Origin of the sequence: Neobacillus vireti, from assembly GCF_036962345.1 — a bacterium.
In the GTDB taxonomy this organism is placed as follows: domain Bacteria; phylum Bacillota; class Bacilli; order Bacillales; family Cytobacillaceae; genus Neobacillus; species Neobacillus vireti_A.
Genome location: NZ_JBALNB010000015.1, coordinates 40,898 through 64,838, shown reverse-complemented (window position 1 = coordinate 64,838; position 23,941 = coordinate 40,898). Strand labels below are relative to the sequence as shown.

Below are 23,941 nucleotides of genomic sequence, written 5' to 3'. Positions count from 1 at the left end.
GATGAGAATTACAGAGTTATTAACCAAAGAAACCATCAACCTTTCATTAACAAGTTCAACAAAGACCGATGCTATTGAAGAGTTGGTAAGTGTTCTAGACACTGCAGGCAAGTTAAACAATCGCGCTGAATATAAAGCCGCCATTATAAAAAGAGAAGAACAAAGTACAACTGGGATTGGAGAAGGCATTGCCATCCCTCATGCGAAAACAAACGCAGTTAAGCAAGCGGCGATTGCCTTTGGAAGATCGAAAACTGGCGTAAACTATGAAGCTCTTGATGGTCAGCCTTCCCACCTCTTCTTTATGATTGCAGCAACAGAAGGGGCAAACAATACACATTTAGAAGCACTTTCAAGACTTTCAACGATTCTATTAAAAGATGAAATACGCAAACAGCTTTTAGAAGCGAGTACCGCTGATGAGGTTTTATCCATTATTAATTCTCATGACCAAGAAGAAAAAGAAGAAGAACAGTCTATGGCTGGGAAGAAACAATTTATTGTTGCGGTAACAGCCTGCCCTACTGGTATTGCCCACACCTATATGTCTGCTGATTCGTTAAAAGCCAAAGCAGCAGAAATGGGTGTTGATATAAAAGTTGAAACAAACGGCTCTGGCGGGGCAAAAAATGTCCTAACAGCAGATGAAATTGAAAATGCTGTAGCAGTTATTGTGGCTGCTGACACAAAGGTTGAAATGAATCGTTTCAATGGCAAGCATGTATTAGAAACACCTGTTGCTGATGGGATCCGTAAACCAAAGGAACTAATCGAAAGAGCTTTAAAGCAAGATGCTCCTATTTATAGCGGCAGTGGAAAGTCTAATCAGGAAAGTGAACAAACAAGCGGTAGAGGAATTGGATCAACTATTTATAAGCACTTAATGAACGGTGTATCGAATATGCTTCCATTCGTTGTTGGCGGCGGTATTTTAATCGCTATCAGTTTTATGTTCGGCATTAATTCAGCAGATCCTAATGACCCAACTTATCATCCGATCGCTGAGGCGTTAATGACGATTGGCGGCGGAAATGCTTTTGCCTTAATGGTTCCCATTCTAGCAGGATTTATTGCAATGAGTATTGCGGATCGCCCAGGTTTTGCTGCGGGTATGGTCGGCGGTATGCTGGCAACTAGCGGCGGTGCCGGATTCTTAGGAGGACTTGTAGCAGGTTTCTTGGCAGGTTATTTAGTGGTTGGTTTGAAAAAGGTATTGGCTGGTATGCCTTCTTCCTTGGAAGGGATTAAAACAATCCTGCTGTATCCTTTATTAGGTATCGCCTTAACCGGATTTATTATGTTGTTTGTTGTGAATAAACCTGTTGGTGCCTTGAATACTGCTATCTCTGAGTGGTTATCAGGTCTAGGTACGGGGAATGCGGTATTACTTGGCATTATTTTAGGTTTAATGATGTCGTTTGATATGGGCGGCCCGGTTAACAAAGCGGCTTATGTATTTGGAACTGGATTACTGGCAAATGGTGTTTATGAACCAATGGCTGCAATTATGGCTGCAGGGATGGTTCCTCCATTAGCAATTGCCATCGCTACAACACTCTTTAAGAAGAAATTCAGCAAACAAGATCGAGAAGCAGGGAAAGTAAACTATATTATGGGACTATCCTTTATCACAGAAGGAGCAATTCCTTTTGCAGCAGCTGATCCCATTCGTGTCATCCCTTCTGTCATGGTCGGCTCAGCCATTGCAGGTGCATTATCGATGGTGTTCAGTATTGGACTGCGTGCTCCCCATGGTGGATTGTTCGTTATCCCACTCGTGGATGGCAGCTGGTTGATGTATTTACTTGCAGTAGTGATTGGTGCACTAGTTTCTGCATTTTTATTGGGCTTCTTAAAAAAGCCAGTTTCTAACGAATAATTAATAGCCCAATTTCCCTTCAGTAATGGGAAACTGGGCTTTTGATTATATTACGATTGCAGCTGTTTGAAGATTTAACAAATGACGAACTGCATAGGCAAAACCATCTTCGTCGTTAGACTTTGTAACGATGTTTGCTCTTTGCTGTACATGAAGCGGGGCATTTGCCATTGCAACAGAAGTAGACGCTACCTCGAACATAGCAAGATCATTACCACCATCGCCAAAGGCAATAATCTCCTCAAAGTTCAAATTCAACATTTTCTGATAGCGTAACAACGCTTTTCCTTTATGTGCTTCATTTGAAGTGATTTCAACGTTATTTGGGAACGAAGAAGCCATGGAAATATCAAACTTATCCCCCAGTGCCATCTTAACCTCTTCCACTTTTTCTAGTTGATCATGGTGTGTCAGAGCAATTAATTTATAGATTTTCAACTGATCTTTTTCAAGAATTTCGGCATAATTGAATTCTTCAAAAAGAGTATTAAGTTCTTCTTTACTTTTTTTATGAAGCGGGGGCAATGTCGATGGAAAGCCGCCATAATTGGTGTAAACTAAAATTCCTACACCTAATCCCTTTAATATCGGAAACAGTTGTTTATACGTTTCAATCGATATCGTTGCCTCATAGAGCAGCTCTTTTTTTTCCGAGAATAATACCGATCCATTCACACAAAATATCGGAATCTCTACATTTTCTAGTGCTTTAAGTTTTATAACATCGGCATATGCCCTGCCTGTATTTAGAATCACTGCATGACCTTGTTCACGTAATTCATGAATTGTTTGAAGGTTTGCTTCAGATATATCATGTTCAGAATTTAATAACGTCCCGTCTAAATCAATGGAGAAACATTTCATCGTGTAGTCTTCATCTCCTCTATCTTTCTCAAAGACTACTATATCAGATATTCAATGAATTAAAAAAGTTTAATTCTGGATGCAAATAATAAGGGACATTAAGAATTAGACTGACCCTTATTATTTGCATTTCCTCTTTCTTTTAATATATCTTGGATGATTTCCATATGAAAAGCAGCCCATGCTTTCTCGCGAAAGTGAAGAATCACACTTACCGCAAGGGCAATGATATAAACAGTACTAAATACAGCCCACAACCATTTCCCCTCTTTAAACAAATAGGCAGATAATTGCTTTGAAAATAACAGTAACAACCAGGGAGCAGAGGAAACCAAAATAGGAATCATTCCCGACCCGTTGTATTCTTTAATCATACGGTAATGTATCAATTGCAAGGTATTGCTATCAAGTGACCGATAAAGAGATTGTATCTCATCAATCTCCTTATATTCCTTCATGTCTATTATGGTATCGCCATTATGTAATGTTCTTTTCAATCGTAAGAAAACTTTGTGAGCATCCCCTTTTAAAGAAAACATCACCTGCACATCCCATCTATCTATAGAGTTCCCTAGAGGACTAATCCTTTATAAAAAATTAACTCAACGTTCGTTCGCACTCGTCAAATTTTAAAGTTGCAGTGGTTCTACTATTTGTTCGCCATTTATCCCCGCGTAAGTAGCCTTTTTTTCAGTAATATTTACGTTATACGCTGCAATTCCTGCGTTACCAATTTCTCTTAGAAAATCTAAAAATGGAAGTGTAATGTTTGTGATTGCTTGTATTGCCTGATTTCTATTGAATTGACTTGATATTACAAAGTTCACTTGGGGTTCTGTTTTAATATCTGAGAGCTCGCCTTTATATGTGGCTTGACCTGTGGCAACATCAATATCGTATTGAATAATTCCAATTTTATATAATTCCTTCAAAAACTCAGCAAAGCTTGTCTTTCCTGTGCTTCTTCTTTCAATAACCTCATGTAACTCTTTTTCCGTTGGTTTTTCACTCATGAAAGCCCCTCCATCTAGAGTATTTTCTACATCATTTTAACCGCAAAGCTGGTTCTTATTCCTTACTCACGATGTTAAATAAAACTTTTAAAATAGAAAAAAGGCTCGAATCCCATCGAGCCTTCCTTCCTTTTACACAATCATTCAATGAACATATATGTAATTCCTATGGAAAGTCGTTTACTCTCCTTCATTCACGATAATTTTATATCCTTCTTGCTGTGGTCCATTTTCGTATACTTCCCGTGATACGATGTAGTATGTTTCCTCTTTACTATCAGTGATCACCATTTCACTTGGACTCTTATCGACTGCTGCTGCATCAAGGCTAAAATAACCCATGCCTAACATAGAAATATCAAATGCCACTTTCATCCCTCTTTTCTAGTTTTATTGAATTTTAACCTTTTTCTCATATGGGGACAAGCTTAAGTTTTTGATTATTATGAAACCCTTTGAATATATCATGCGTAAATATATGGAATAGTTTAAACAGGGGGGATTTGCAATGAGCCAAAAAGGTTGTATAAAATGCGGTTCTAGAGATACGGGACAAAAAGAAGTGGCTATGACTGGAACTGGCATTTCCAAAATACTTGATATTCAACATAACACATTTATAGTTATCTTCTGCAAAAACTGTGGTTATTCCGAATTCTATAATAAAAAATCATCTAAGGCTTCCAATATCCTTGATTTATTTTTTGGTGGATGATTAAAAGAACAAGAAAAAGGGGCGGGATAGTCTCCATTAAGCTATATAAAGCGGCTTCTAATATAGAAGCCGCTTTTTTTATGTATATCTTTTAAAATCCAATGTAAAAAGGATGCTGTTTCTCATCTAAACAATATTCAATCCTTTGTCTAAAGTTATTCCATGTGACCATTTCTAAGGCTTCATCTAGTGGAAAGAAACCTACTTCCAGGCTCTCTGGACTGGTCGTCAATTCTCCGCCAATCGGCTTCCCTAAGAATAGTGTGTTACAGATGGAGTCCCCTATATTTTGAAAAATCCCACAAAACTTTACAACCTCAATGTCTATCCCTGATTCTTCCTTTGTTTCTCTGATTACGGCATCGGTTATGGATTCCCCTTCTTCTACCTGTCCCCCAGGCATTTCCCAGCCTCGTCGCGGACCTTTTATTAATAAAATTTCATTCTTTTCATTTAATACAATGGATGCCGCTGAAACGATATGTTTTGGTGCTGCCATTTTTTCTCCCCCCACTCATAACAAGTCCCATTTTTTGTATTTGTCATTTACTTTTCAAGCATACTATGACATGGAGGTGTTAATCATGTCAAAGAATAATCCAATCGAATATACAGGGAAAGTCCTAAATCAAAGAAACCAGCTCACGGGTCCGGATGATGAAGGCAAGGCCTCCTATCCACAACGACCGAAGAATGTATCGATTAAGGACCCTAACAGTAAAGGGCAACATTAATCCCTAGTAAAACGACGTTTGATTCGTTCTGCAAAACCTAATTTACCATAACTTGCAGCAATCCAATCAAACGTTTCGTTTTTTCAAACAGGAACAGATCAAAGTTCATTTGAAACTACATCATTTATTTTGAATGAACTCTAAAAATTGGGAGACGCCGGCTTTGTTAAAGCGCTGGGGTTTTTTGACCAGCCATAATTTTCTCATGATTGTAACACCATCTATGTCTATATCACGGAGAAGATTAAGTTGAAGCTCTCTTTCTACTGTTAATCTTGGAAGAATACTAATTCCTAGGCCTGCTTCTACAGCACTTTTGATTGCCTGGGTACTGCCTAATTCCATATAACTATCGATTTTTTCTAATATTCCATTTTCTCTTAACATGTTTTCGACGATCAATCGTGTTCCCGAACCCGATTCACGCAATATCATACGTTCTGTTAATAACTCTTCTATTTGAATCTGTTTGTCCCAAGTATGGTCAGGTGAACATACAAGAATGAGCTCATCATCTGCAAATTCCTCAACAATAAAGTCGTTCCTCTCAACAATCCCTTCCACTAAAGCCATATCGATGACATCATTGGCTAAATCCTCTAACACACCGGGAGTATTTTTGATTGTCAACGTTACCCTTATTTCAGGCTGTTGTTTTTTAAACTTCCCTAACAAACTGGGTAATAAATATTCTCCAATGGTAAAGGTTGCACCTACATTAAGGTTAGACTGGTTGTGCCCCATTGCCTGCTTAATGACTTCCTTAGAACGGCTATAATCACCAACAATTGCTTTTGCAAAAGGGTATAACATTTTTCCCGCCTCAGTTACCCTGAGCTTTCCATCCGTACGGTCAAATAACAATGTTCCATATGAGTCTTCTAATTGATGAATCTGCCTTGTAACCGCAGGCTGAGAAACAAAGCTTAATCGAGCGGCTTGACTAATACTGCCCTCATCCACCACTAAACAAAACATTTTTAAGCTTTCAATATTCAACAGAATTCCCTCCAAAGACAACTATGCTTTTATAGTATCATAATCAATGGTTTAGAATCAGTTGAGCTATACGTTTTTGTTATAGCCTATAAATTTGTTGCAATTTCACATCTAACATTTTTCTGGTAACGTTATGGGTAGAAAGAAACTCAATCCATAAGTAGATATACATTTCTAAAAAGTGAAAAGGAGGGTGTATAGAATGCGGGAATGGAAAAAACTGTTTTACATTTTTTGGACCTTTTTCAAAATTAGTCCTGTTACGTTTGGCGGGGGCTATGCAATGGTACCATTAATCATAAAGGTTATTGTTGAAAGAAAAAAATGGCTCACGTACGAGGAAGTTACAGATGTGATAGCTTTATCTCAAACAGTCCCTGGAGCGGTTGCGGTTAATTCTGCAACATTTATTGGCCACAAACTTGGAGGCATAAAAGGGGCAATAGCAGCTATGATTGGTGTATCGCTTCCGACTTTTTTAATTGTTCTAACATTAGGGATTTCCTATTTATACATTCATGATAATCAAAAGCTAGAAGCTGCCTTTACCTCCATTAGAATTACCATTGTAGCGATAATTGGCTATGCAGCTATTAAAATAGCAAAAACAGCTATTGTTGATAAGACCACCTTTTGTATTATGATTGCAGGAGTTCTCGCACTTTTCTTCATCTATCCAATTGTCGCCATATTTCTTGGAGCTTTAATCGGCTTAGCAGCGACTTTTATTAAGAAAAAAATGGGCCGTGACACCAAGGAAATCAAACATAATAAAAAAGACGATCATTCTAATTTCCCTGATTATTTTATGGGCGCTGGAATCTAAAATAAAACCAAGGAGATATGAAAATGGATTGTGAGAATCCAATTTTCTCCGCCCTTTACTGTCCACCCGAGGTGGACAGTTGTACTTTAGTGGTGCCTGTCACCAAATTATAACTATTATCGTTTATATTTGTTATCATTTACATTTGTTGCCATTTACCGTTCCTCTCTATTTTGGTACCTTTATTATAGACTGCTAGAACTATTTACTATATTTATAGGTTGAATTGGATGTTTGTTCTAAGGCCTTTTGGAAAGAAGGGTATTGATGCACGTGGAATGGAAGTTGTTGTTTTATATTTTTTGGACTTTTTTTAAGATTAGTCCTTTGACGTTTGGCGGGGGTTTTGCCATGATCCCGGCTCTTTTAAAGGAAATTGTAGATAAGCGAAAATGGTTAACAAATGATGAAATGAACGATGTGATTGCCCTATCTCAAACTGTACCGGGAGCGGTTGCTGTAAATACAGCAACATTTATCGGTCACAGAATAGGTGGAATCAGAGGGGCACTAGCAGCTATGCTGGGGGTTTCGCTGCCGACCTTTTTTATTGTTCTTACATTAGGTGTTTCCTATTATTTCATTCACGATAATCCAAAATTAGAAGCAGCATTCGTATCAATACGAGTGACAATTGTTGCAATCATTGTATATGCCGCGATTAAAATAGCAAAAACAGCCATTTCCGACAAGACTACCTTCTTTATTATGGCTGCTGGGGTGCCTGTATTGTTTTTCATCCATCCGGTAATCGCCATTCTTTTTGGAGCCATAACTGGATTAATTATTGTCCCCCTTAAAAGAAAATTGGGCTACAGCATTGACATGCAAAAGAGGAAGGAAGATGATCCAACCATTAACCCCGATTATTTCATGGGTGCTGGAATCTAAGGAGAAGGAGGTGCAAAGAAATGGTATTATGGGAACTTTTTAAAACATTTTTTATCACGGGCTTTGTCTCCTTTGGAGGGGGCTATGCGATGATTCCAATTATTGAAAAGGCTGTAACGGAATACGGATGGATGTCTGCAGAAAAGCTGACAAATATGTTTGCAATTGCAGGAATGTCCCCGGGACCAATCGCCGCGAATAGTGCGATTCTTATAGGATATTCAGCTGCAGGCATCAGAGGGGCTATTGTTTCAGCCATTGGAATTTTGCTGCCCTCCTTACTCCTAGTCACCACGGTAGCAGCGTTCTTTGTTAAATTACATCATAATCCTTTGGTCGAAAGAATTTTTTATGGATTGAAACCTTTAGTTACAAGCCTAATCATTTTTGCGGCAATAAAATTTGCACTTGCCAATAACATGATAACCATGGGTATCACTTTCCGTTCAATTAGCTATGTCATCATCTTTGGATTATCTTTATTTGCCTTATTAAAACTTCGTTGGAATCCTGTTTATGTTATTTTACTTTCAGGGCTGGTCGGAATAGCCCTTTACTCTTAAAACAGCCATTATTAACAAAAAGTGGATCACCCACTTTTTGAAGGATACATAAATCACTTCTTTGCCTAAAATAAGTTAACTAACAATATAGAAACCTAGAATAGCTAATCATCTGGTTATCCTAGGTTTCTTTTCATTAACTTTTAGTTTTAACCAATTCTTTTTTAGTGATTGTAATCTGTATTTCTATTCTCAATTGTTTCATTAATAACCCACACGATACCATTACTGTTCCAAACCAAATAAGCAATAACAGGCCTGCAAGAATTGGTAATAAGGTTAACTCAAAAACAGTCTGACCTAATGCAGTTTGGATGCCGATTAGTAAAATGGACAGCATCCAAGCCATACTGCCAGTTTGGATCAGCCATTTTTTCAAGCGGTCCTGTACATGGACTTTTTCCAAAAGCCATGCAGGCAAGATTAATGTCTGAAGCGCGTGAAAACCTAATCCATGCAGGATAATGATATTACCTCCATCCTGTGTAAGGCGGTCCTGTAACAAAATCATCCATATACCTGCCATATTTGCTGCAAAGACAGAGAGAAATGCATATCGAATTCCCTGTATAAGCAAGGGTTGTTCATAAGGCGGTTTCATCTTTAAGAATTGGATCATAAGCACAATGGCTAAAGTTACAAGTACTAATGAAATAACCCCAAATAGCATTCCTGCACCTATATCGACTACCGTTCCTTCACGAGAAAACCTTGGATTAATGCCTCGGAAGTTCTGAATGGTTTCAATAGCATAGGAATACATGGTTGCTATGATAAAAAAAAAACGTACAGTCTTCCTTTTCCTTGATCCAAATCCCGCAAGCGGCATGATTGCAGCTATCGATAGTATAAACATGCCTATCGCAGCATTAAAGGAAAAGGCATCTCTCATATTTCCTTCTGGTGCAATGGCATGCCCGTTAAAAAAGATAAAAATAGCAATGCCAGCTGATAGGATAAAACCAATTAAACCCGTGATTACTAGAGCTTGTTCTCCTTCAAAAAGCTTAACAGATGGTACACCTTCTTTTACATTAGCCTTCAAAAACTTCAACATAAATAGTCCCTTCTCTCTTATATTATTTATTTATCAATCAATAAATAAAAAATCAAAAAAATTTATTTATTAATCAATATATGCATTATTAAAAAAAGGAGAGCAAGATTGCTCCTATTTTTAACAATGATCTTTTCCAGTCGTTAATTGCGGCAGATTCAAAACTTCTGCAACTGTAATTAATAATCCTGTGCCAATAAAATGTGCGGCTGTCTCTTTGGCATTTGGAATACCCGCATTTTCAAACTTATATGTTAATGATTCAAACATTTGGAGAAATAAGCTCCTGACGTGTTCGCGAATGCCTGTATCGGAAATAGCGTGAGCTTGCATGACCATTAAAACCTCATCACGATGTGTTTGGATAATTTGTTCAAATGCTTGCCCCATCGTTTCGATTAATTGGTCTGCTGGTGCATGCACTTCCTTAAAAGTATCATAAATACGGCCAAATGCAGTATCAATAACGGCCTTGAATAATTCTTCCTTGTTTTCAAAAAAATGAAACACATACGGCTGTGTCACTCCAGCAGCTTTTGCAACCATTGCTGTAGTTGCTTTATAGTACCCCCTCTCAGCGAATACCCCTACTGCATTTTCGATAATGATTTCTTTCTTATCTTCTCGGACTGCCACGTTTGCTACCATCCTTATCATGATTTATTTATTTATTTATTGATTAATAAATAAATCATAATGAATACACTCCTATTTGTCAATGGTTGGAAACCAATTAGGCAGGTAAAATAAAATGCCCCTCATTTAGACCTGAAGGACATTCTCTTTCTAAACTTAAGCTCCATAAAATGGGGAATACGAATCCACTCTTGCCCTCTAAACTGTGTTTCATCTTATCGGTCCTTGCCTCTATTTCGTGAAATTTTATTTTCCACTTAACAGATTTCTCTTCATAAGTTCAGCAATTTGTAAATTATTTTGATCTGAAGAGTTTTCCAGTTGCTTAATGACTAATTCTTGCCGTTCAGTTGGGTGATTTTGACTTAGTTTTGCCTTCCCCTCTATTTTACTGATTTTGATTTTAAAACCTACAATTCCTTTACTCATTCCCATTATGTACTTGTCATCAACATCCTCTAAATGATAGGAACTGCCTGGTTTTTCATATTTTTTTACCATATCCAGCAACGATTCATAGACTTCCTGCTCATTTTCGACAATCTCCAACTGACCATAAACATGAATGGCAACATAATTCCAAGTTGGTACTGCTTGATTGGTCTCGTACCAGGATGGAGAAATATAGCAATGGGGTCCTTGAAAGATTACAAGAACATTTTGATTTTCAATATCCTTCCACTGCTCATTCGGACGGGCAAAATGTCCATACAAAAAACCTTCTTCTTTATTTAAAAGCAGAGGCAGATGAGTGGCATAAGGTTCACCATTATGCTGAGAAAACAAGGTCGCAAAACTATTCTTTTCAATAAAATTATAGATAACTTCATCATTATCAATTTTAAAATGTTTAGGTATATACAAATCTATCATCTCCACTCTATAAGTAGTTAAATTGGTTCTCTTTCAGTTAAATATAACCTTCTTTTCCCCATGGTTACAATTCATAGTTTAGAAAAAAGAAAAGGACTGAGAATAGTAAACTCAGTCCTTTAATCGCTCGTTTAAAACTCGATCGTCATTATTAATATGTTGAATCATCAGCTTTCATTATCAATTTCCAATTGTGATTTTAATTCATCCTGAAGTCGCAATTGTTCAGCAATCGTTACAATTCCATAATAGATATGATCAATCATTTTCCCTTCTGAATGGATAGCTAATTGCTCAATGTTTTTACTAGCATCTTTATAATTCTTTTGGATGGAAATCATCTCTTCAATGGTAAGATTCGTTTTGACATTACTGCCAATGGCCTGGAGAATATCTGGAACTTTTGATAAGCTTGATAAGCTTGCACCCTCACTGATTACGGCTTGAATGATCTGGCGCTGGCGTTCTTGACGTCCGAAGTCCCCATTCGGATCATCGTATCTCATTCTTGTATAATTTAATGCTTCCTCGCCATTCAGGTGAATCTTTCCGGCAGGGAAAGTAAATTTATCCACTTTAAAAGCAAAATCATTCTGGACATCAATTCCGCCAACAGTATCAACAATATCCTTAAAGCCTTCCATATTGATTTTCACATAATAATCAATCGGAATATCAAGGAAATTCTCCACTGTATCTACCGCCATCGAAACCCCGCCAAATGCGTAAGCATGGTTAATCTTATCCTCTTTCCCCTTACCAACAATCTCTGTTCGGGTATCCCTTGGTATACTCAGCATTTTGACTGAATGATTGTTTGGGTTTACTGTTAAGACAATCATCGTGTCGGAACGGCCTTTATCTCCTTCCCGTTCATCAATACCCAGCATTAAAACGGAAAAGGGTTCTTTCTTTTTTAAATCTTCCGGCTGCTTCTCCTTACGTTGTTTGCCATCCAGCGGTTCATGCATAGTTGCTGCTGCCTTATTAAAAGATTTATATACAGAGAACCCATAGACGCTTCCGACGATAAGTATAATAAATAGTAACAAACCTATTATATTACGCCAGTTAAGCCTCCTCCTTTTTCTCTTTCTCATTTCATGGTCCTCCTTAACAAAATCCGCATTTTATCATTAGATTACCAAAGAGTTGTGTCAATGAAATTACAGGAAGATGTCGATTTGTGGTAATTTCCTTTACATATTTGCTAGTTTATCGGCAAAATTCCCCTTAACCATTTGAAAAACGAGCTTTTGTTTATTTCCTGGAAAATATCTTGTCGAATAAGGGGTCCTTTACTACTTCCAACCTACAAACATTGCAAATAGATTCACATTTGCTGCTAATTTCATATAAAAAGCTTGGGGAATACTTACCCCAAGCTAAACGTTTTATTTACCGATAAACTCCTGTGTCCAATAGTTACCTTGTGAGACATAACCAACACCAATATAGTTGAAGTTCGAGCTAAGAATATTTTTGCGGTGACCTTCGCTATTCATCCAAGCCTTGACCACTTCTTCCGGAGTCCGCTGTCCCATCGCAATATTTTCACCTGCAGAACGATAGGTAATTCCGTATTTTTTCATCATATCAAACGGTGAACCGTATGTTGGGCTTGTATGGCTAAAATAGCCATTTGCAGACATGTCACGAGATTTTTCATGTGCCATTTTACTAAGTGTTAAATCAACTTTAAGCGCAGGTAGACCATTTTTTGCACGCTCTTGATTGGTTAGATCAACCACTTTTTGCTCATACGCACTTAAAGTACCTGTTGCTTCTGGTGTAGATGGTTGCGGCGCTTTTACAGGTTGCTGCTGCTCCGGTTTTGGAGTTGTTGTCTGTGCAGGTTGTGTTGGTGCTGGTACTGGTTGAGTTGTTTGTGCCGGCACTGGCTGCTTTTCGACAGTTTGTGGAATTGTTATGCCAAAACTAGCAAGATATTTTTCAATGATACTATTAATCTCATTCAGATTTGAGCCTTGATAAACATACACCTTTTGCTGAACTTCTGGGTTATAGGAAGCAGCCTCTGCTTTATTTAATGATGGATTTGCCATTAGTACAGCTGCAGCAGCTGCTACGGTTAGAAGTGCTTTTTTATTGATCATGTTAACATCCTCCTAAAATAAATGCCGTATTTACAGATTCATCGTACCATACGATTTTTGTCATATTTATGGGAAGAATTTACATATAAAAACACTACTTGCTCTTTTTACTGAACCCTAAATTGTATTTAGACTATAAAGATAAGCCTTTACAGTTATTTTTTAATCAAAAATCTTCTACTTTAGCATGTAATAATTAATGGAAAATCTACCAAAAATTATTACCATTTCAAGACTTGACAACATTTTGATGAGTGGCTGCATTTAACAAATATTTCAGATAAGTATCATTACTAACAGAAATATTAATTAGTCGACAATCTCAGTGCCTGTGTTGCTACTCAACTTTTATCGTTTCATAATGATATTCCACGCCTATATTTTTTTGAAAATACAACAAGTGTCCTCCACTAAAGTTGGACACTCATTTTATAATGCGAACAGTTCCTATCACACATACGCGACTTCATAGTCGTACATCTTCCCAATACTTCAAATAAGTTCTTCTTAAGGATAATTAGATAGTGGTTGATTTCTACTAATTCCTTTCACCCTTTCTTCTCTCTTATTTGAATAGCTTTTTAATCAATTTAAAAATATCAAACGTTGTACGATTATAAACCTTGTTATAGACATACTTTTTGGGGTTTCTCAGCCATCCATAACCCCGAGGCATTTTCAATCCTGCACGATGGACAATCTGTCTCTTGATACTCGTTCTAGCTGAAATTCTTTTCTTCAAGCTTGGCTTCCTGATTCCGAATTTCATAAAAGCATCTCCTTAGGATTCGATTGGTACCCTAATTTCACCGGACATCCTCCGGTATGCAACCAGTCCTTTCATTTTATAGCAGTATACAGCTTCTCTACTAGCATTAGCAACACACATTTAAACTTGTCTGATGTATAAGATCCCCTGAAACCTCAAAACCTATTGTTGCAAAGACTATGTTTTTTATTCAATTTAAGTCTACCTGTCGTGTCCTGAGGAGGAGTATTATGGATAATGTATTTGATTATGAAGATATTCAATTGGTTCCGGCCAAAAGTATTGTAAAAAGCCGTTCTGAATGTGATACATCGGTATCCTTTGGCGGCCGTAGATTTAAGCTCCCAGTGGTGCCTGCAAATATGCAGACGATTATTGACGAAAAGATCGCCATTTATTTAGCAGAAAATAATTACTTTTATATTATGCACCGTTTCGAGCCAGAGAAGAGAATTTCTTTTATAAAAGATATGAATTCTCGCGGGTTATACGCTTCTATTAGTGTTGGAGTGAAAGAGGAGGAGTATAAATTTATCCAACAGGTAGCAGATGAACAACTTTCTCCAGAATACATAACGATCGATATCGCACATGGACATTCTGATGCAGTAGTAAAGATGATCAAACATATTAAGCAATACCTTCCTAATAGTTTTGTAATCGCAGGAAACGTTGGAACCCCGGAAGCAGTCAGAGAATTAGAGAATGCAGGGGCAGATGCAACCAAAGTGGGTATCGGGCCGGGGAAGGTATGTATTACAAAGATTAAGACTGGATTTGGAACGGGAGGCTGGCAACTAGCGGCTCTAAGATGGTGCGTAAAGGCAGCTAGTAAACCAGTAATCGCAGATGGAGGTATCCGGACACATGGGGATATTGCCAAATCTATTCGGTTTGGGGCATCGATGATTATGATTGGTTCCTTATTTGCTGGTCATGAAGAATCTCCAGGAGAAACATATGAGCAGGATGGGAAGTGCTTTAAAGAATACTTTGGTTCGGCCTCCGAGTTTCAAAAGGGTGAAAAGAGGAATGTAGAGGGTAAAAAAATGTTTGTTGAATATAAAGGCTCTTTACAAGACACACTGACCGAAATGGAGCAAGATCTTCAATCCTCTATTTCCTATGCTGGGGGAAATAAGTTGGAAGCCATTCGCTATGTTGATTATGTCGTCGTTAAAAGTTCCATCTTTAACGGGGATAACATATATTAGTCTACCTTAAATAAGAATTGAGAGGGAATTTGAGTGGTACCCTGCTCATCTTTTCTCTTCCTTATTTAAAACAAGTTTGATTTTTACACTTATCAACATTGAAATTTAAGTGGGTTGGTTTGATTTGCATCATGATGACTGTTTTTCATATATGTGACTACCCAACAGAGATCCGTTCCATGTTTCATTCCTCCAACACTACCAAAAATTAGAAACTATTATAATTATGCCCATTAGCATAGGAACCATTTTATCCATGGACACACAAATATAGAAGCCTTAAACTAACTAGTTCAAAGCTTAAGGCTCCATTTTTGAATAAAACACTAATGTGCTACGATGATCATTGTGTCTAAATCCACCTCATGTGCAGATGCATTAAGGGTTTTGGATAAGGAAAATCCCATCTTTTGCAGTGTCTCTCTATTCTCCGTAATAAAAACCGGTGCACCACCAGGCATGATATTCTCCTTTTTTGTTGTAATAACCGCAAGAATTTTCGTTGGTTGCCCCATGTTGTTGCTCCTTCTTCTTTTTTTCTTTTAACTGCTTCCTTTTCCCTTATCAGATTGACGTGGTAAACGAATGGCGCTATCAAGGATAGGAACATGTTTTAAAACTTCTTTAATTTGTTTAAAATCTTTTTCTTTTGGTAGGAAAAACAAGGCAACTCTTCCATCATCCATATTTCTCTTGGAAAGGGGAATCAAATCCGGTTCTCCTGAATCAAGATAGGAACCTAGTACATTTGCCAAATGGTGCAACATGGCCTGTCTCTGCCCAAGATGAGATAATGTTACAACGCTATTTTCATTTTCAGGGGTAATAATAGCCCCAACTGCTCGTTCCATAATAACCTTGCGGCTTTCCTCTAATCCAACATTTTTAATATGAATATCACTTACCAACAAATTTGGGCCCTCAAACCGAATATCACCCTCTGAAATATCGGCCATTTCCATTAACAGTTTCCCCTTTATCCTAGTTCTTACAAATAGTACAAGGATAAGTCCGATTATGATTCCAAACCAAATATTATAAACAGAAAACAATGTGGCAATAAGAGCAGAAAACATAACTACGTAATTTCGACCTTCAAATGCCTGTGCCATCCCTTCAATAAACCCTACCCTACGCTTTACCAATTCCATGGAGTCTATCTTTTCAAGTGTTTCTCTTTCCATTTTTCGTACTTCCCGAAACTGTGTAGCGGCAAGTCCCAAAAATGTGACGGCAGCCCAATCTGATTCCATAATAGAGGGTACAGCTACAGCTCCAATAAATGCAGCGATAAATCCAAATGAAAGGTGTATAATTCTCCCTGTCGGATATGTAGGGTATTGACGGAAATCTGTACGTAACAATATGATTCTTGCCACAAAACCCAACAAGGTGCCAACTATAACTGGCAGTATATATTTATCCATCCCTTTCCTTTCCTTCCCTTACATCTTATTTTGTCTCCATGGAAAGTTTTTAAAAAACATAGAGACAGGATATATGTTTTACCGTTTTGCAAAAATTTATGATTTTAATATAAACTTACCTTAACCAAGCAAAATTCTATATGTAAATTGGCTCTATAGGATTGTTTTTCTTTTTTGGTCAGCAATAGAAGTTTATAACTCAATATTTAGTCAGTATGTTCTCGCCTTTAATTAATGGCTTACGGTACTCGCTTTTTTAAAAATCTTCCTTCTCTGAATATCAGATAATATTTTTTCTAGTTAGCTTAAGTACATTTTTTCAAATGTTTGTGATAGAGAAAGGATCCCGTTAATAATCTTGCTCATCTTTTATTTTTCAAACGAATATGGACTTTTAGCGAAAGATACCGAAAAATAAAATTGAAGGAAATCTGTTTAAACAAAGCAGAAAATGACAGGATTGCAATAAGAATGGGTGTTACTATTTACACTAGGGGTGAGCGATATGGGGATGATTCAATCTTTACAAAAAGCATTAGACTATATAGAAGAACATTTACTAGAACAACTTTCCGTTGAAACAATTGCCAAACAGGCGAATATGTCGGAATTTCACTTTCAACGTATCTTTTCCATCCTTACGGATATACCTGTTGGTGAATATCTTCGGCGCAGGCGTCTAACATTAGCAGCACAAGAGCTATCTACAACAACAAGTAAGGTGATTGATATCGCCCTTAAATATGGCTATGACACTCCAGAGTCATTTACAAAGGCATTTCGCAGGCAGCACGGTCTGACACCAAGTCAAGCACGAAGTAACAGCGGAAAGTTAACATCATACAATCGCTTGACCATTCAGGTAAATTTGAAAGGAGCGGAACCTATGAATTACAAAATTGTGGAAAAAGGAAGCTTTAAAGTCGTTGGCGTAAAGCGTGAGTTTTCATGCGTCAATGGAGAAAATCAAGTTATGATACCAAAAATGTGGGCTGATGTTCATCAAGATGGAACCAATGATTTATTATTCCAGTTGAATAATGGACAAATCAAAGGAGTCCTTGGCGTATGTGTGGATAAACGAGATTCAGAGTCCCAATTTATGGATTACTGGATTGCAACAGATCATACTGGTGATACACCTAAAGGTCTCTTGGAGCTGGAGATCCCTGCGTCAAAGTGGGGAGTTTTCGAAGTTCACGGAGCTATGCCGGATGCTATGCATCATGCCTGGAAACAAATATTCTCAGAATGGTTTCCATCAAGTCATTATGAGCATGCTGGTACACCAGACTTAGAGGTCTATTCAAATGGCAATCCATCTAATCCTGAATATTACTCTGAAATTTGGATTCCGCTTAAATAAAGGCACTTATAAAAGAAAGAGCGAGAATCAGTAAAAGAACTTTATAGTGACCGTAACCTCAAAAATGCAGAAGCTACGGTCACTATAAGACCTCTATAGTTACCGTAACTTAAAAATATAAAATCCACGGTCACTATAAGACCTCTATAGCGACCGAATGCACATAAATGCGGGGAGCACGGTCACTATAAAAGGTTCGCAGAACCCCATATACTTTTTATCAAATTTCACCATAATAAAAAAAGCAGAACCCTGATAACAGTCCGGTATCAGGGGTTCTTCTCTTTTAACGTAAAAATACCAAATCCTTACGGCGATAAACGCTTAACACAACACCTATTATTACGGCATTTAGAACAGTGGGCATTAACCCGTAACTCAAAAATGGCAAAGACATCGATGTTAATGGGAATACTCCCAAAGCCATGCCAATATTGCTAACGAACTGCACCCCATAAAGGGCCATTCCACCAATCAGCAGAAGCCTCCCATATGAATCTTTGACCTTTGGAAGGATTACCATCATTCTAGCAGCAAAAAGCGAAAGGATTAACACTAGTACAATCGCTAAAAGCCAGCCATAATAATAAGTAAAGCTTACAAAGACAAAATTAGTATGGGCTTCAGGAATAAATCCCCATGAAGTGCTTCCAAACCAGCCCGCTTTTGACAGAAGTTCCTGAATCTTTAGAATGGTGAATCCCGCGCCATCCGCATATTTTTCTGGATTTATAAAGGCTAGCATTCTTGCCATCTGATAAGGCTGAATAAATTGCCAAGCTACTATGCCAGTTAATAATAGTAAGCCAAATGTGCCTGTTGTTACCAACCATTTTATCTTTTTACTGAATTTACTCCACCAAAGCATTGCAAATACCATCACAAAATAAATGTAAATAGTTGAAAAACTCGGTAATGAGAGAAATAGAAAAATCGGGAACACGAATAATAGAAAGAATTGCCAAACCTTTAATTTGTTATGATTGAAAAACGAAGCCCATGCAGGAATGAAGAAGGGCAAAGCCATTAAACCTTCAATTGTAATAGGTCCCAGACTTAAAAGATGCAGCCCATTAATCACCGTGTTTGAAAAAAGACGTATAATCACCAACAAGAAAATACCCATTATATAAAACAACCAACCATACTTATTCCATTTTCTATAATCAATCAGCATTACCCCCACTGTAGCAATGATTCCGAGAACGACAATGAGAATTTTATTAATTAAAAAGTGACGACTATCCAAATAGCCCAAAGTTATCATAGGCAAGAAACTTAGTCCTAGAGCTGCAGCTAACAGAATTAATAGCGGCCAATCCACCTTCGGACGATGCAGCTTGTTCATTTGGATTCCCAGTTTTGTCGGGCTGCCCATATGCTCAACGGCCTTTTCTTCCGCCTCACCCTCTGATAATCCCTTCTCCACCCACATCCTTTTTGTTTCACTTAAATGATAATTTAATTCGTTCGCCACATAATTTTTGGCTTCCTTTGATCGTATTTGGTCAGTGACCTCATTTAAGAATATTTGTTTTTTATTATTGGTCATGATCATTTACCCCTCTAACAATTCCTTAAATACAAATCGGCGTTTTGTTCGCTTTTGTTCAGCTTTGTTTAATAACTTCCTGCCTTTATCCTTTAACCAATAATATTTAGCCCCATTCTCGTCCCAGTTGGTTTCAATGCTCCCAGACTGCTCTAGACGATGTAACAGGGTATACAAAAAACCTTCGTTATTCTCGAACTTTTGTATTCCTCTTGCCCGTAGAAGTGAAGTTAATTCATGCCCTGTTTTTTCTTGAACAAGAAGCTGCATAAGTGCTAACAGGATTTCCTCATCACTCACTTCCAAATGGTTTATCTTTTTGCGTATTGCCTTTTGGTGCTTGTCTGAAAAGTTCAAGTCTGTAAATGTTCTTTTATCCATGACTTTCTTTAAATTCTTTAAGCGATCTTCCACACCTATTCCTCCAATTCTTCTTTTAGAAGTTCTTTGGCCCGTCTTAGTCTGGTTTTAACGGTATTCACCCCTGCATCAATGACCAGTGCGATTTCCTTAAGGGGAAGCTCTTCATAATAAAAGAGGTAAATCACTTCCCGATATTTAATCGGGAGATTCATTACTGCGGCTAATAATTCATCATCTTCTTCCTTTTGAATCACAGTCTGCTCGATTAGTTCTCTCTTGGTACCGTTACTAGGAATCTCTTCACCCGTTATGACCACATTCTTGTTGTACCAGCTTCTGTGGAAATCTTTGCAATGATTGATGGCAATCCGCCACAGCCATGTTCTCAATTTAGATTTACCGCTATATGTATGGAGGCTTTTATAACATTTAACAAAGATGTCCTGCGTTAAATCCTCTGCAATTGCTCTATTATTAACATAGGAATAGGTCAGCTGTAGGATCTCCTGTCCATATTGATTCATGATTCCATCCATTAGGAGTTCTTTATCTTCTGTTAAAAGCCCATCTATAATCAATTCTTCCACTACCTTCACTCCTTCCTATACTTTGACGATGTAACAGGGCAGGAAGTTTTTAAGTTCTTTATTTTTCTCAAAAAAAAAAGAAACCAAGAATAAGTTAACCTTATCCTAAAGCTTCTTTTGACTAAGATTAATTAACTTTTCTAAATATCACTTTTTTTGTAACTATATAAATGGGCATAAAAATTGCAGCGTAAATACCTATATCAATCAATAATGATAAAAAATTAAATTCATCACTAAACAACTCATAATTAAAACCCATACGTGTCGTTACCCCTTCGTAGATAAGAACTGTTAATGAAATACTAATTATTCCTAAAAGAAAGTCTTTCAATTGGTCCACCCCTAATTTCCTTATTCAAAATTACATCACTATAATATTCAAACTTTAGCTATTAAAGTAGCGGTCTTGTTTAATATAACAGAAAAGTGAGACTGGCTGCTTATTAAGGGTTCATAGATTTGTTCCTAGTTTTCTTTTGCATTCGTAACCTATAAAGTTGGAAAACTTCATTTATCAAAAAAACTCGCCATTTGGGTCCGCTTGTCAAAGCCCCAAATCCGAGTTTTTTTAATATCCCATCGCAAATCTCCTATTTACTTCTTCCCTTTTCTCAAATAATCATGAATGATTTCTTTCTGGATAGCAGGATGGCATGTTAAAGTAGCTTGATTCATCAACAGATTGACGGGATTCCCATCCAATTTGGTTGTAACAGCACCCACTTCATTGGCGATAATCATTCCTCCCGCTATATCCCATGGGGCAAGTTTCTTGGTCAAATAACCATCGACAATTCCTTCTGCAACGTAAGCAAGTGCTAAAGCGGCACAACAATACGATCTTGCTCCGCGGATTTTTTCCACTAACCGCTGCATAACAGTTTCATCGATTACATCATTTTCACATAACAAATAATGATTAAAATCGAGAATCGATTCTTCAAGCGTAAGATTTGGGGCTAATTCAGGTAATCTTTCATCATTTTTATAGGCGCCTTTCCTCCTCATAGCTGTGTAAAGATTACCACCCATACAATCATAAACCAAACCGATTTCGCCAATCCCGTTATAAAAAATCCCAATCGAGATGGCAAAATTTCTTTTTTGCTTTACAAAATTCATCGTGCCATCAATTGGATCCACAATCCAGACCACGCCGTCTAATGTTTTTAAATCATCGCCATAGCCTTCTTCACTAAATAAAAAATGATCTGGGAACGTACTCTTGATATTTTTTGCTAGAAAATATTCTGTCTCTCTATCAATTTCTGTAACGAGGTCCTTCGGATTTGATTTTGTCTCTACAATCAGTGGATCATTTATTTTCTTGCGGATTAATTCTCCTGCCTCTAAAATCCATCTTTTAGCTTGTCGATAGATGACTTCACGTTTTTCTTCTATCATGTTATACCTCGTAAATAATACTCTTTTTTACTTTCTCTTCTTGCTCAGACTCTTCCCAACCTTTGCAAACATCCACCCATTCTTTTGCATATGAATAGCGATAAATCTCTACATTCGTTAGTTCAATTGCAGAATTGGTACTGCCACAGGCTGGGAAAAGAGTATCAAATCTTTTCATGGAAACATCTAAGTAAACATCTAGTTCATTTTTTAACCCGAATGGGCAAACTCCACCGATTGCATGGCCGGTCTGCTCCAGCACCTCTTCTGGAGTCAGCATTCTGGCCTTGAACCCAAAGGTATGACGAAATTTCTTGTTATCAATTTTCGCATCTCCCGCCGCGACAATCAAAAGGGCTTTTTCCCCTTCACCTCTAAAGGATAATGTTTTTGCAATGCGGGCTGGAATAACTCCAATTGTTTCGGCTGCTAAATCCACTGTTGCACTCGATGTGTCAAATTCCCTCACATCTTGTTCTCTGTCCCATTGCCTGAAATGAGCTTTTACACTTTCGATTGACATCCTGTCCATCCTTTCCTAATATATGTTATGGAAAATAATAACACATATTAGGAAAAGCGAAAAGATGCTCACTACCCAATCATACCTACTAATTCCTGAATACCAATATGAATACCCTATTGAAATCTTTATCTTTTTTTATTCTTCCTTTGTTCGGTTAAATCAATGGTAAGTTGTTTCATCCGTTGCTTCGTTAATGGATATAGAAAGACTAATATTAAAAAAATCAATAGATAGATAATACCAGGCACGATGGTAGCCAATGCATAGATTCCTTCCAAGGTACCCTCTGTTTGTACTTCACGAGCCGAATTATAACCAATGGCTGTAATCGCAAACCCGCCAATTCCACCAGCAATGGCTTGACCAACTTTGCGGGCAAAGGAGTAGAATGAATATACAGTCCCATCTTCTCTTAGTCCAGTTAAAAATTCATGGTAATCAATGACGTCTGTAACAAATGCCCATATCATCGTATTAAAGAAGGCATATCCAAACATTCCAATAGCTGATAAGGCAATGTATTGAGTTGTAGATATATTCGGCAGGAAAAATAAGAGAATATATACAGCTGCTGCAAGTAACATACCTATTGAAGTTGTTTCCTTTTTGCCGAATTTGTTCACCAACGGTTTTACTAAGGGAATGGCAATAAATACAGCTACAGATTGAATGATCCCTACAATACTTAATGCGGCTGTATTACTGAAGTAATCTTTAAACAAATAGACGTTAACTGCACCAATCAGCATCGTACTCATCATGAATATTAGTGATGCTCCAAGGATTGAAATTAATGGCTTGTTTTTAAATAGTCCTTTAATTGTTTGACCTAGCTTAGCTTTTGACTCATTTTCATCCAGCACAATCCGTTCAGTCGTTAATTTATAACAGGCAAGGTAACACGCGTAAGATAGAATACCAAAAATTACAGCTGCCATTAAAAACCCATCTGCACTTGCCTGATTGTCCACAAAAATAAGTAAAGGTCCAACTGCATTAATTATTAAACTTGCCAACATCGCACCCATCGTTCTGTATGTTGATAAAGATGTTCGCTCAATTGGATCATTGGTTATGACTGAGGCCATTGAACCGTATGGAATATTAACCGTACTATATAACGTTCCCCATAGAATGTAAGTGACAAAAGCATATGCTTCATAAAACCCGTTAGACATTCCAGGGATATGTACGAACATTAATACTCCAGAAATAACCAGAGGAAATGACATTCTAAAAATCCAAGGTTTAAATTTACCATGTTTACTAGGTTTTCTAGTGTCAATAAACCTCCCCCAGGTGACATCTGCAATGGCATCCCACAACCGTGCTACTAAAAAGAGAACCCCAACAAAAGCTGCACTAATCCCATAAACATCGGTATAATAAACCATTAAGAAGGAGCTTACTAAAATAAAGAAGAAATCATTCCCAAAATCCCCAAACATATAGCCAATTTTATCTCTAAATCCAAATGGTCTAACCTTGTCACTTGAAGAGACTGTTTCAGCATCTATCCTTTTTTGACTTGCACTTTGACTCATTTAAATCCCTCATTTCTTT

General features: G+C 37.4%; 29 protein-coding genes. 8 read left to right on the top strand and 21 right to left on the bottom strand.

Features of this window, described 5'->3' with window-relative positions; all coding sequences use genetic code 11:
* The first annotated feature begins 1 nt into the window (after position 1).
* On the top strand, positions 2–1,879 hold the full coding sequence (locus V7108_RS18170) for a PTS fructose transporter subunit IIABC (protein ID WP_335569124.1): 1,878 nt from the start codon (positions 2–4) through the stop codon (positions 1,877–1,879).
* Positions 1,880–1,924: 45 nt separating this feature from the next.
* Here V7108_RS18170 and V7108_RS18165 read toward each other — a convergent pair whose 3' ends face one another.
* From V7108_RS18165 to V7108_RS18150, 4 genes are all read right to left on the bottom strand, one after another.
* Complete coding sequence (locus V7108_RS18165) at positions 1,925–2,743, bottom strand: HAD family hydrolase (RefSeq protein WP_335569007.1); 819 nt, start codon at positions 2,741–2,743, stop codon at positions 1,925–1,927.
* Positions 2,744–2,841: 98 nt separating this feature from the next.
* Entirely contained in the window at positions 2,842–3,282 is a 441-nt protein-coding gene (locus V7108_RS18160; protein WP_335516483.1) for a hypothetical protein, read from the bottom strand.
* Between the two features lie 90 nt (positions 3,283–3,372).
* Positions 3,373–3,756 carry a DUF1398 family protein gene (locus V7108_RS18155; protein WP_335516479.1) on the bottom strand — a complete coding sequence of 128 codons (384 nt, stop codon included), beginning with the start codon at positions 3,754–3,756 and terminating at the stop codon, positions 3,373–3,375.
* A 180-nt stretch (positions 3,757–3,936) separates the two neighbouring features.
* The gene (locus V7108_RS18150) at positions 3,937–4,125 is read right to left on the bottom strand and encodes a hypothetical protein (protein ID WP_335516476.1); all 189 of its coding nucleotides are present in this window, start codon (positions 4,123–4,125) and stop codon (positions 3,937–3,939) included.
* Positions 4,126–4,264: 139 nt separating this feature from the next.
* Between V7108_RS18150 and V7108_RS18145 the strand changes: the two genes are divergently transcribed.
* Positions 4,265–4,471 (top strand): zinc ribbon domain-containing protein, encoded by a 207-nt coding sequence (locus V7108_RS18145; protein WP_335516473.1) that lies wholly within the window; start codon positions 4,265–4,267, stop codon positions 4,469–4,471.
* 91 nt (positions 4,472–4,562) lie between these two features.
* On the opposite strand, the gene V7108_RS18140 is transcribed toward V7108_RS18145, so the two are convergent.
* A complete protein-coding gene (locus V7108_RS18140; protein ID WP_335516470.1) occupies positions 4,563–4,970 on the bottom strand; it encodes an NUDIX hydrolase in 408 nt (135 codons plus the stop codon).
* Between the two features lie 85 nt (positions 4,971–5,055).
* On the opposite strand from V7108_RS18140, the gene V7108_RS18135 reads away from it, so the two are divergent.
* Positions 5,056–5,205: a hypothetical protein gene (locus V7108_RS18135; RefSeq protein ID WP_335516467.1), complete on the top strand. Its 150-nt coding sequence runs from the start codon at positions 5,056–5,058 to the stop codon at positions 5,203–5,205.
* Positions 5,206–5,325: 120 nt separating this feature from the next.
* On the opposite strand, the gene V7108_RS18130 is transcribed toward V7108_RS18135, so the two are convergent.
* A complete protein-coding gene (locus V7108_RS18130) occupies positions 5,326–6,204 on the bottom strand; it encodes a LysR family transcriptional regulator (protein ID WP_335516463.1) in 879 nt (292 codons plus the stop codon).
* A gap of 202 nt (positions 6,205–6,406) precedes the next feature.
* Between V7108_RS18130 and V7108_RS18125 the strand changes: the two genes are divergently transcribed.
* The 3 genes from V7108_RS18125 (at position 6,407) to V7108_RS18115 (ending at position 8,484) form a co-directional block, all read left to right on the top strand.
* A complete protein-coding gene (locus V7108_RS18125) occupies positions 6,407–7,030 on the top strand; it encodes a chromate transporter (protein ID WP_335569006.1) in 624 nt (207 codons plus the stop codon).
* A 267-nt stretch (positions 7,031–7,297) separates the two neighbouring features.
* Entirely contained in the window at positions 7,298–7,921 is a 624-nt protein-coding gene (locus V7108_RS18120; protein WP_335569005.1) for a chromate transporter, read from the top strand.
* A 20-nt stretch (positions 7,922–7,941) separates the two neighbouring features.
* On the top strand, positions 7,942–8,484 hold the full coding sequence (locus tag V7108_RS18115) for a chromate transporter (RefSeq protein ID WP_335509772.1): 543 nt from the start codon (positions 7,942–7,944) through the stop codon (positions 8,482–8,484).
* 136 nt (positions 8,485–8,620) lie between these two features.
* Here the strand turns inward: V7108_RS18115 and V7108_RS18110 are convergent, their stop codons facing one another.
* The 6 genes from V7108_RS18110 to V7108_RS18085 form a co-directional block, all read right to left on the bottom strand.
* Positions 8,621–9,541 (bottom strand): hypothetical protein, encoded by a 921-nt coding sequence (locus V7108_RS18110; RefSeq protein ID WP_335569004.1) that lies wholly within the window; start codon positions 9,539–9,541, stop codon positions 8,621–8,623.
* A 120-nt stretch (positions 9,542–9,661) separates the two neighbouring features.
* Positions 9,662–10,177, bottom strand: coding sequence for a TetR/AcrR family transcriptional regulator (locus tag V7108_RS18105; RefSeq protein ID WP_335509768.1), 516 nt, complete (start codon positions 10,175–10,177; stop codon positions 9,662–9,664).
* Positions 10,178–10,423: 246 nt separating this feature from the next.
* Positions 10,424–11,041 (bottom strand): FMN-binding negative transcriptional regulator, encoded by a 618-nt coding sequence (locus tag V7108_RS18100; RefSeq protein WP_335509766.1) that lies wholly within the window; start codon positions 11,039–11,041, stop codon positions 10,424–10,426.
* Between the two features lie 176 nt (positions 11,042–11,217).
* Positions 11,218–12,150 carry an LCP family glycopolymer transferase gene (locus V7108_RS18095; protein ID WP_335509764.1) on the bottom strand — a complete coding sequence of 311 codons (933 nt, stop codon included), beginning with the start codon at positions 12,148–12,150 and terminating at the stop codon, positions 11,218–11,220.
* 294 nt (positions 12,151–12,444) lie between these two features.
* Positions 12,445–13,167: a CAP domain-containing protein gene (locus V7108_RS18090; RefSeq protein WP_335569003.1), complete on the bottom strand. Its 723-nt coding sequence runs from the start codon at positions 13,165–13,167 to the stop codon at positions 12,445–12,447.
* A gap of 565 nt (positions 13,168–13,732) precedes the next feature.
* Entirely contained in the window at positions 13,733–13,936 is a 204-nt protein-coding gene (locus V7108_RS18085; RefSeq protein WP_335509760.1) for a hypothetical protein, read from the bottom strand.
* A gap of 230 nt (positions 13,937–14,166) precedes the next feature.
* Between V7108_RS18085 and guaC the strand changes: the two genes are divergently transcribed.
* A complete protein-coding gene (gene guaC, locus V7108_RS18080) occupies positions 14,167–15,150 on the top strand; it encodes a GMP reductase (RefSeq protein ID WP_335569002.1) in 984 nt (327 codons plus the stop codon).
* Between the two features lie 326 nt (positions 15,151–15,476).
* Here guaC and V7108_RS18075 read toward each other — a convergent pair whose 3' ends face one another.
* Together V7108_RS18075 and V7108_RS18070 are read right to left on the bottom strand one after the other, a co-directional pair.
* Complete coding sequence (locus V7108_RS18075) at positions 15,477–15,665, bottom strand: capping complex subunit for YIEGIA (RefSeq protein ID WP_335509756.1); 189 nt, start codon at positions 15,663–15,665, stop codon at positions 15,477–15,479.
* 27 nt (positions 15,666–15,692) lie between these two features.
* Positions 15,693–16,577 carry a YIEGIA family protein gene (locus V7108_RS18070; RefSeq protein ID WP_335569001.1) on the bottom strand — a complete coding sequence of 295 codons (885 nt, stop codon included), beginning with the start codon at positions 16,575–16,577 and terminating at the stop codon, positions 15,693–15,695.
* Between the two features lie 505 nt (positions 16,578–17,082).
* On the opposite strand from V7108_RS18070, the gene V7108_RS18065 reads away from it, so the two are divergent.
* Entirely contained in the window at positions 17,083–17,943 is an 861-nt protein-coding gene (locus V7108_RS18065) for an AraC family transcriptional regulator (RefSeq protein ID WP_335509752.1), read from the top strand.
* Positions 17,944–18,229: 286 nt separating this feature from the next.
* On the opposite strand, the gene V7108_RS18060 is transcribed toward V7108_RS18065, so the two are convergent.
* From V7108_RS18060 to V7108_RS18030, 7 genes are all read right to left on the bottom strand, one after another.
* Entirely contained in the window at positions 18,230–19,495 is a 1,266-nt protein-coding gene (locus V7108_RS18060; RefSeq protein ID WP_335569000.1) for an FtsW/RodA/SpoVE family cell cycle protein, read from the bottom strand.
* A gap of 6 nt (positions 19,496–19,501) precedes the next feature.
* A complete protein-coding gene (locus tag V7108_RS18055; protein WP_335509748.1) occupies positions 19,502–19,909 on the bottom strand; it encodes a PadR family transcriptional regulator in 408 nt (135 codons plus the stop codon).
* A gap of 2 nt (positions 19,910–19,911) precedes the next feature.
* Positions 19,912–20,445, bottom strand: a complete 534-nt coding sequence (locus V7108_RS18050; RefSeq protein ID WP_335509746.1) for a sigma-70 family RNA polymerase sigma factor — start codon at positions 20,443–20,445, stop codon at positions 19,912–19,914.
* A 127-nt stretch (positions 20,446–20,572) separates the two neighbouring features.
* Positions 20,573–20,779, bottom strand: coding sequence for a hypothetical protein (locus V7108_RS18045; RefSeq protein WP_335568999.1), 207 nt, complete (start codon positions 20,777–20,779; stop codon positions 20,573–20,575).
* A gap of 263 nt (positions 20,780–21,042) precedes the next feature.
* Complete coding sequence (locus tag V7108_RS18040) at positions 21,043–21,852, bottom strand: inositol monophosphatase family protein (RefSeq protein WP_335568998.1); 810 nt, start codon at positions 21,850–21,852, stop codon at positions 21,043–21,045.
* A gap of 1 nt (position 21,853) precedes the next feature.
* Positions 21,854–22,375, bottom strand: coding sequence for a YbaK/EbsC family protein (locus tag V7108_RS18035; protein ID WP_335568997.1), 522 nt, complete (start codon positions 22,373–22,375; stop codon positions 21,854–21,856).
* Positions 22,376–22,503: 128 nt separating this feature from the next.
* Positions 22,504–23,922 carry an MFS transporter gene (locus tag V7108_RS18030; protein ID WP_335568996.1) on the bottom strand — a complete coding sequence of 473 codons (1,419 nt, stop codon included), beginning with the start codon at positions 23,920–23,922 and terminating at the stop codon, positions 22,504–22,506.
* Positions 23,923–23,941 lie beyond the last annotated feature (19 nt).

Bases quoted from the DNA above. Each gene is read 5' to 3' on its own strand.
- V7108_RS18170 (WP_335569124.1), top strand. From the start codon at position 2: ATGAGAATTACAGAGTTATTAACCAAAGAAACCATCAACCTTTCATTA.
- V7108_RS18165 (WP_335569007.1), bottom strand. From the start codon at position 2,743: ATGAAATGTTTCTCCATTGATTTAGACGGGACGTTATTAAATTCTGAA.
- V7108_RS18160 (WP_335516483.1), bottom strand. From the start codon at position 3,282: ATGTTTTCTTTAAAAGGGGATGCTCACAAAGTTTTCTTACGATTGAAA.
- V7108_RS18155 (WP_335516479.1), bottom strand. From the start codon at position 3,756: ATGAGTGAAAAACCAACGGAAAAAGAGTTACATGAGGTTATTGAAAGA.
- V7108_RS18145 (WP_335516473.1), top strand. From the start codon at position 4,265: ATGAGCCAAAAAGGTTGTATAAAATGCGGTTCTAGAGATACGGGACAA.
- V7108_RS18140 (WP_335516470.1), bottom strand. From the start codon at position 4,970: ATGGCAGCACCAAAACATATCGTTTCAGCGGCATCCATTGTATTAAAT.
- V7108_RS18135 (WP_335516467.1), top strand. From the start codon at position 5,056: ATGTCAAAGAATAATCCAATCGAATATACAGGGAAAGTCCTAAATCAA.
- V7108_RS18125 (WP_335569006.1), top strand. From the start codon at position 6,407: ATGCGGGAATGGAAAAAACTGTTTTACATTTTTTGGACCTTTTTCAAA.
- V7108_RS18120 (WP_335569005.1), top strand. From the start codon at position 7,298: ATGCACGTGGAATGGAAGTTGTTGTTTTATATTTTTTGGACTTTTTTT.
- V7108_RS18115 (WP_335509772.1), top strand. From the start codon at position 7,942: ATGGTATTATGGGAACTTTTTAAAACATTTTTTATCACGGGCTTTGTC.
- V7108_RS18110 (WP_335569004.1), bottom strand. From the start codon at position 9,541: ATGTTGAAGTTTTTGAAGGCTAATGTAAAAGAAGGTGTACCATCTGTT.
- V7108_RS18095 (WP_335509764.1), bottom strand. From the start codon at position 12,150: ATGAGAAAGAGAAAAAGGAGGAGGCTTAACTGGCGTAATATAATAGGT.
- V7108_RS18090 (WP_335569003.1), bottom strand. From the start codon at position 13,167: ATGATCAATAAAAAAGCACTTCTAACCGTAGCAGCTGCTGCAGCTGTA.
- V7108_RS18085 (WP_335509760.1), bottom strand. From the start codon at position 13,936: ATGAAATTCGGAATCAGGAAGCCAAGCTTGAAGAAAAGAATTTCAGCT.
- guaC (WP_335569002.1), top strand. From the start codon at position 14,167: ATGGATAATGTATTTGATTATGAAGATATTCAATTGGTTCCGGCCAAA.
- V7108_RS18075 (WP_335509756.1), bottom strand. From the start codon at position 15,665: ATGGGGCAACCAACGAAAATTCTTGCGGTTATTACAACAAAAAAGGAG.
- V7108_RS18070 (WP_335569001.1), bottom strand. From the start codon at position 16,577: ATGGATAAATATATACTGCCAGTTATAGTTGGCACCTTGTTGGGTTTT.
- V7108_RS18065 (WP_335509752.1), top strand. From the start codon at position 17,083: ATGGGGATGATTCAATCTTTACAAAAAGCATTAGACTATATAGAAGAA.
- V7108_RS18060 (WP_335569000.1), bottom strand. From the start codon at position 19,495: ATGACCAATAATAAAAAACAAATATTCTTAAATGAGGTCACTGACCAA.
- V7108_RS18040 (WP_335568998.1), bottom strand. From the start codon at position 21,852: ATGATAGAAGAAAAACGTGAAGTCATCTATCGACAAGCTAAAAGATGG.
- V7108_RS18035 (WP_335568997.1), bottom strand. From the start codon at position 22,375: ATGTCAATCGAAAGTGTAAAAGCTCATTTCAGGCAATGGGACAGAGAA.
- V7108_RS18030 (WP_335568996.1), bottom strand. From the start codon at position 23,922: ATGAGTCAAAGTGCAAGTCAAAAAAGGATAGATGCTGAAACAGTCTCT.